This is a genomic window from Acidovorax delafieldii 2AN (assembly GCF_000175235.1).
GTDB lineage: Bacteria > Pseudomonadota > Gammaproteobacteria > Burkholderiales > Burkholderiaceae_C > Acidovorax > Acidovorax delafieldii_B.
Genome location: NZ_ACQT01000205.1, coordinates 1 through 6,407 on the forward strand (window position 1 = coordinate 1; position 6,407 = coordinate 6,407).

At 66.5% G+C, this 6,407-nt stretch carries 7 protein-coding genes; 4 read left to right on the forward strand and 3 right to left on the reverse strand.

The window, feature by feature from the left end:
* From ACDELDRAFT_RS17690 to ACDELDRAFT_RS17700, 4 genes are all read left to right on the forward strand, one after another.
* On the forward strand, window positions 1-956 hold a 956-nt coding region (locus ACDELDRAFT_RS17690; protein WP_005799346.1), incomplete at its 5' end, for a dihydrolipoyllysine-residue acetyltransferase.
* A 12-nt stretch (window positions 957-968) separates the two neighbouring features.
* Entirely contained in the window at window positions 969-2,813 is a 1,845-nt protein-coding gene (lpdA, locus tag ACDELDRAFT_RS17695) for a dihydrolipoyl dehydrogenase (protein WP_005799347.1), read from the forward strand.
* Between the two features lie 26 nt (window positions 2,814-2,839).
* Window positions 2,840-3,055 carry a DUF3079 domain-containing protein gene (locus ACDELDRAFT_RS24280; protein ID WP_005799348.1) on the forward strand — a complete coding sequence of 72 codons (216 nt, stop codon included), beginning with the start codon at window positions 2,840-2,842 and terminating at the stop codon, window positions 3,053-3,055.
* A 457-nt stretch (window positions 3,056-3,512) separates the two neighbouring features.
* The gene (locus tag ACDELDRAFT_RS17700; RefSeq protein WP_005799349.1) at window positions 3,513-4,481 is read left to right on the forward strand and encodes a class I SAM-dependent methyltransferase; all 969 of its coding nucleotides are present in this window, start codon (window positions 3,513-3,515) and stop codon (window positions 4,479-4,481) included.
* A 56-nt stretch (window positions 4,482-4,537) separates the two neighbouring features.
* Here the strand turns inward: ACDELDRAFT_RS17700 and ACDELDRAFT_RS17705 are convergent, their stop codons facing one another.
* The 3 genes from ACDELDRAFT_RS17705 to alkB all read right to left on the reverse strand — a co-directional run bounded on the left by ACDELDRAFT_RS17705 (window position 4,538) and on the right by alkB (window position 6,406).
* Window positions 4,538-4,933 carry a nuclear transport factor 2 family protein gene (locus ACDELDRAFT_RS17705; protein WP_005799350.1) on the reverse strand — a complete coding sequence of 132 codons (396 nt, stop codon included), beginning with the start codon at window positions 4,931-4,933 and terminating at the stop codon, window positions 4,538-4,540.
* A 93-nt stretch (window positions 4,934-5,026) separates the two neighbouring features.
* Window positions 5,027-5,539: an EVE domain-containing protein gene (locus ACDELDRAFT_RS17710; RefSeq protein WP_005799351.1), complete on the reverse strand. Its 513-nt coding sequence runs from the start codon at window positions 5,537-5,539 to the stop codon at window positions 5,027-5,029.
* 321 nt (window positions 5,540-5,860) lie between these two features.
* Window positions 5,861-6,406, reverse strand: a complete 546-nt coding sequence (gene alkB / locus ACDELDRAFT_RS17715) for a DNA oxidative demethylase AlkB (RefSeq protein WP_005799352.1) — start codon at window positions 6,404-6,406, stop codon at window positions 5,861-5,863.
* Window position 6,407: the final 1 nt, after the last annotated feature.

The following is a 6,407-nucleotide window of genomic DNA, read 5'->3' on the forward strand; positions in this document are numbered from 1 at the left end:
GCGCTTCCACGGCGGGCCTGCCGCACGCCAGTCCTTCGGTGCGCAAGTTCGCCCGCGAACTCGGCGTGCCGCTGGATGAAATCAAGGGCACGGGCCCCAAGGGCCGCATCACGCTGGAAGACGTGCAGGGCTTCTCCAAGGCCGTGATGGCTGGTACTGCCCAGACCCGTGCGCAGGCCGCCAAGGCTCCCGCCAGCAGCAATGCGGGCGGCTCGGGCGCAGGGCTGGACGTGCTGCCCTGGCCCAAGGTCGATTTCGCCAAGTTCGGCCCCGTCGAACGCAAGGATCTCTCGCGCATCAAGAAGATCAGCGGCGCCAACCTGCACCGCAACTGGGTGATGATTCCCCACGTCACCAACAACGACGAGGCCGACATCACCGAACTCGAGGCCTTCCGCGTTTCCACCAACAAGGAAAACGAGAAGAGCGGCGTGAAGGTGACGATGTTGGCCTTTGTCATCAAGGCCGTGGTGGCGGCGCTGAAGAAATTCCCAGAGTTCAACGCCAGCCTGGACGGCGATGCCCTGGTCTACAAGCAGTATTTCCACATCGGTTTTGCCGCCGACACCCCCAATGGGCTGGTGGTGCCGGTGCTCAGAGATGCCGACAAGAAGGGCATCCTGCAGATCAGCAAGGAAATGGGAGAACTCGCCGCCAAGGCGCGCGAAGGCAAGCTGGGTGCGGCCGACATGCAGGGCGGCTCGATGTCCATCAGTTCGCTGGGCGGCATCGGCGGCACGCATTTCACCCCCATCATCAACGCCCCCGAAGTGGCCATCCTCGGCCTTTCGAAGAGTGCGATGAAGCCGGTGTGGGATGGCAAGCAGTTCGTTCCCCGGCTCACGCTGCCGTTGTCGCTGTCGTACGACCACCGCGTCATCGACGGTGCGCTGGCCGCACGTTTCAACGCCTATCTGGGCCAGGTGCTGGCGGACTACCGCCGCATCCTGCTGTGAGGAGAACCCGAGATGGCAGTGATTGATGTGAAAGTGCCCGACATCGGCGATTTCGCCGAGGTCGGTGTGATCGAGGTGCTGGTGAAACCGGGCGACACCATCCGGGTTGAGCAGAGCCTGATCACGGTGGAATCCGACAAGGCCTCGATGGAGATTCCGTCCAGCCATGCGGGCGTGGTCAAGGAACTCAAGGTCAAGCTCGGCGACAAGGTGGCCGAAGGCTCGGTGGTGCTGACGCTGGAAACGGCAGGCGCCGCCGTGCCTGCACCCGCTGCCGCGCCCGCGCCGGCAGTTTTGGAACCAAAACAGGCGCCTGCGCAGAGCGTGCCTTCGCAAGCAGCTATCAATTCAGTAGCATCCAGCTTTGCCGGGACGGCCGATATGGAATGCGATGTGCTCGTGCTCGGCGGTGGCCCCGGCGGTTACTCCGCTGCGTTCCGCGCGGCCGACCTGGGCCTCAAGGTCGTCATCGTCGAGCGCTACGCCACCCTGGGTGGCGTATGCCTGAACGTGGGCTGCATCCCGTCCAAGGCGCTGCTGCATGTGGCCGCCGTGATGGACGAGGTCAGCCACCTGTCTGCAGCCGGCATTGACTTTGGTGCGCCCAAGGTCAACGTCGACACGTTGCGCGGCCACAAGGAAAAGGTCGTTGGCAAGCTCACCGGCGGCTTGGCCGCCATGGCCAAGATGCGCAAGGTGACCACCGTGCGCGGCTACGGTGCCTTCGTGGGTGCCAACCATGTCGAGGTCGAAGAAACCACCGGGACGGGCCAGGAGAAAACCGGCACCAAGAAGGTCATCGCCTTCAAGAAGGCCATCATCGCCGCCGGCAGCCAGGCCGTGCGCCTGCCTTTCATGCCCGACGATCCGCGCGTGGTCGACTCCACCGGCGCGCTGGCGCTCCAGGGTGTTCCGAAGCGCATGCTCATTCTGGGCGGCGGCATCATCGGCCTGGAAATGGGCACCGTGTACAGCACGCTGGGCGCCCGCCTGGATGTGGTCGAGATGATGGACGGCCTCATGCAAGGCGCCGACCGCGACCTGGTCAAGGTGTGGCAGAAGATGAACGCCCACCGCTTCGACAACATCATGCTCAAGACCAAGACGGTGGGGGCCAAGGTCACGCCCGAAGGCATCGAGGTGACGTTTGCGCCCGCGGAAGAGGGTGGAACCGCCCCCGCGCCACAGGTGTACGACCTGGTGCTGCAGGCCGTGGGCCGCACGCCCAACGGCAAGAAGATCGCCGCCGAGAAGGCCGGCGTGGCCGTGACGGACCGTGGCTTCATCAACGTCGACATCCAGATGCGCACCAACGTGCCGCACATCTTCGCCATCGGCGACATCGTGGGCCAGCCCATGCTGGCGCACAAGGCGGTGCACGAAGCGCATGTGGCGGCGGAAGTCATCGCCGGTGAACTGCAGGGCAACCAGGAGCTGGCATCCGCCGCCTTCAACGCCCGCGTGATCCCTTCGGTGGCCTACACCGACCCCGAGGTGGCCTGGGTGGGTCTCACCGAAGACCAGGCCAAGGCCCAGGGCATCAAGGTCAAGAAGGGCCTCTTCCCCTGGACGGCCTCGGGCCGCGCCATCGCCAATGGCCGCGACGAGGGCTACACCAAACTGCTGTTCGACGACTCGCCAGAGGCCCATGGCCACGGCAAGATCCTGGGCGGCGGCATCGTGGGCACCCATGCGGGCGACATGATCGGCGAGATCGCCCTGGCCATCGAGATGGGGGCCGACGCGGTGGACATCGGCAAGACCATCCACCCACACCCCACACTGGGCGAGAGCATCGGCATGGCGGCGGAGATTGCGCACGGGAGTTGCACCGACGTTCCCCCGCAGCGCAAATAGGCGCGCGTTTGTACTGGAGGCGGTCCATGGCAACGAAGAAGTTCCCCAACGCACCGCAGCACCCCGAGCGGGTGTGCTGGGGCTGCGATCTTTACTGCCCCGCCAAGGACATGCGCTGCGGTAACGGATCCGACCGCACGCCCCATCCCGTGGAGCTTTTTGGCGAAGATTGGGCCGAGTGGGGTGAGGCCGCACAGGCGCCTGAGGCCTCGCCCGAAGCCCCCGTCCCGCCAGCGCGTTGATCGCGCCGCCGTCGCGTTGACCGCGGCCCAGCGCCGCCAACCTGGCGTTGCGGCAACATGGCGCTGTCCCGGGGACTACGCCTGCAGCCCGCGTGGCGGCTTTCCATCGCGTCAGGGCGCATGGTGCCAGGAGGAAGGGCTATGGCACATGATGGCTGCGGCCATGGCGTGGGAATGCGTGGTAGTGGCGTGGCGTGGGCGATGCACAAAGGCACCCGGCCCGGGCAGCGCACACCACGCGGCAACCATCGCCCTCTGTCGCCGCAATGGTGTCCTTCGATGGCCCACCACGCCCACCACGCCCACCTGCCGGGCGGCGTATTCTTTTCGGTTCGTGAAGCCGCCGCGCCGCAGGAGTCGGCCAGCGCTCCGCCCGCCTTCACCCCAGAGACGCTGCCCGCCTGGGTTACGCTCGCGTCCCTGTTCCCTGCGGTGCACCCGCGCACATTCTCTGCCCATGCAAGCCCTGCTCGATGCCATTGCCCAGATGCCGTTCCCCGTGGATGCCCAGCGCATCTTCCATGGCCGCGGTGGCCTTTATCCGGGGTGCGAGCATTGGGTGCTGGACGTGTTTCCTCCCGTGTTCGTGCTCACGCGTTTCGCACCCGCCGACGCAACCACCGAGCATGAGCTTGCTGCCATTGGCGATGCGCTGGCGCAGCGCTGGAGCCATCTGGCGCCGGGCGAGCCGCTGAACTGGGTGTTCCAGTGCCGCAATGAGCTGCTGCGCACGCAGGGCCGCACCGAGACACGGCTGATGGCCGGTACAGTGCCTGAGCCGCACACAGTCACCGAGCAGGGCGCGAAATTCCGCGTGCATGTGCTCAGGGGACAGAACCACGGTCTTTTTCTGGACATGGCCGAAGGCCGGCGCTGGGTGCACGCGTACGCTGCGGCGCGCAGTCAGGACCGCTATGGTCTGAAGGTACTCAATCTCTTTGCCTATACCTGCGCTTTCTCTGTGGTGGCCCTCCAGGCCGGCGCGCGCCAGGTCGTGAACGTGGACATGAGCCATGGCGCCATCGCCATCGGTCAGCAGAACCACCAGCTCAACGGCATCACCGCCGGCGCCAGCTTCCTGGCGCACGACATCTTCAGTAGCTGGGGAAATATCACGCGCGGCGGGCCCTACGGGCTGGTGATTGTCGATCCGCCCAGCTACCAGAAAGGCAGCTTCGTGGCCACCAAGGACTATGCCCGCCTCATGCGCCGCCTGCCCGATCTGCTGGCGCCCGATGGCCGTGCGCTGCTGTGCCTGAATGCGCCCGAACTGGGGGTGGAATTTCTCCAGGACCAGATGCGCGAACTGGCCCCCGATCTTGTGCTGCAGGAGCGCGTGGCCAACCCCGCCATCTTTGCCGATGTGCAGGACGACAGGGCCCTCAAGGTGCTGGTGTACGCCGCGCCGGGGCTGGAGAAGGCATAGAGCGCGCCGTTCGCTGTCGCTCTCCTGCCATACCGCGAAAACGCCCCTGTGCGGGGTCAGGGGTTGGCCTTCTCAAGAGGCGTTTCGGTGTGCAACGCGCAGAGCCAGCGCCCGTCCTTGCGCAGCCAGACGGACGAGTCGGTCATGTCCTGCTCCAGCGGCGCGCTTTGCCCGCGCACGGACAGCGTCTGCCGGGCGTGGTACGTCACCACGGCGGTGTTTTCGTTGGGAAAGAGCACGTTCATGTTGCTCAACTCGAATGCCTTGACGGCCATCGCGTCCTGCTGGGCCATCTGGCGATAGGTGGCGCGGTCAAACTGCAGGGCCCCATGGGTGCTGACGATGACGGCAGGTTCGTCCAGCATGGCAATCGCCACTTCGGTGTGCTGGCCCACCATTGATTGCCAGAACCGGTTTTCCAACTGGATGATCTCTTCGCGGGCGGGTCCCATGGCGCATTCCTCCGTGGCACAGAAAGCGCCACGTTGTACCGCTGACGGGCCCACGCCTGCAAGAGGCGGCGCACATCGGCCGTCAGCCGTGTCCTACGCAACCGCGGATGCCGGATCTGCCAGCGCCGCCAGAATGGCGTCCCACTCGGCGGGCTCCACCGGGGTGATGGACAGGCGGTTGGCGCGTTGCAGCACGCGCATCTGCGCCAGCGCCGGGTGTGCGCGCAACTCGGCCAGGGCCAAGAGCCGGGTCTTGCGCAGGGCCTGCACGTCCAGCAGCAGCCAGCGCGGCTTTTCCGGGGCGGAACGGGGGTCGAAGTAGGGCGATGCGGGATCGAACTGCGTGGGGTCGGGCCGCGTGCCGCTGGCCACGCGCGCGATGCCTGCAATGCCAGGCTGCGGGCAGCTGGAGTGGTAGAACAGCACGCTGTCGCCCACCTGCATCGCGTCGCGCATGAAGTTGCGGGCCTGGTAATTGCGCACCCCGGTCCAGGGCACGGTGGCATCGGGCGCCGCTAGCGCATCGTCGATCGAACACTCATTGGGCTCCGACTTCATGAGCCAGTACTGTGGCCTGTGGTGGGCGGTGGCAAGGGGTGTGGGCATGGCGCGATTGTGGCAAACACCGCAGCGCGAGCAACGGCTTTTCGTGGGCAGGCGCTCATTTTTGCTTTTATTTCGATAGCGAACTGCGCATGCCACACAAGCGCTAGAGGGCAATTTGGCTTAAAAATGAACCTGCGGACCTGCGGACCTGCGGACCTGCGGACCTGCGGACCTGCGGACCTGCGGACCTGCGGACCTGCGGACCTGCGGACCTGCGGACCTGCGGACCTGCGGACCTGCGGATCCGGCGGTGACTGGGCGCAAATCGCCATCAGCCACACTGCGTACCCCAGCCCAGCCCAGCCCAGCCTTGGCGCCCGTTCACCCCGCCTTGCGAAAGGTCAGGTTGATGCGCAACGCGCCCGTCAGCGAGTGGCTGGCTTCGGGCAGGGGCAGCACGCCATGAAAACGCAGCCGCGCCGGGCCGCCCCACACCACCACATCGCCGTGCGCCAGCGGAATGCGCCGCGCCCTGTCGCCGCGCTGGGCGCCGCCCCACAGAAACAGTGCCGAAACGCCCAGCGACACCGACACGATGGGGTGGGCGTAGTTGCCCTCGTCCTTGTCCTGGTGCAGCGAGAGCCGCGTGCCCGGGGCATAGCGGTTGATGAGGCAGGCATCGGGTGCGAAACCGGCATAGCCCGCTGCCGCGGCCGCGTCCCGTGCCAGGTCGCGCAGCAGCGCAGGCATGGCTGGCCACGCCTGCCCGCTCTCGGGGTCGATGGGGTCGTAACGGTAGCCGCTGCGGTCGCTGACCCAGCCAAGCCGGCCGCAGTTGGTCATGGCCACCGACATGCGCAGCCCGCCCGGGGTGACGAGGCGCCGGAAAGGCGCCTGGGCCGCCACCCCATGCACGGCGTGCACCAGG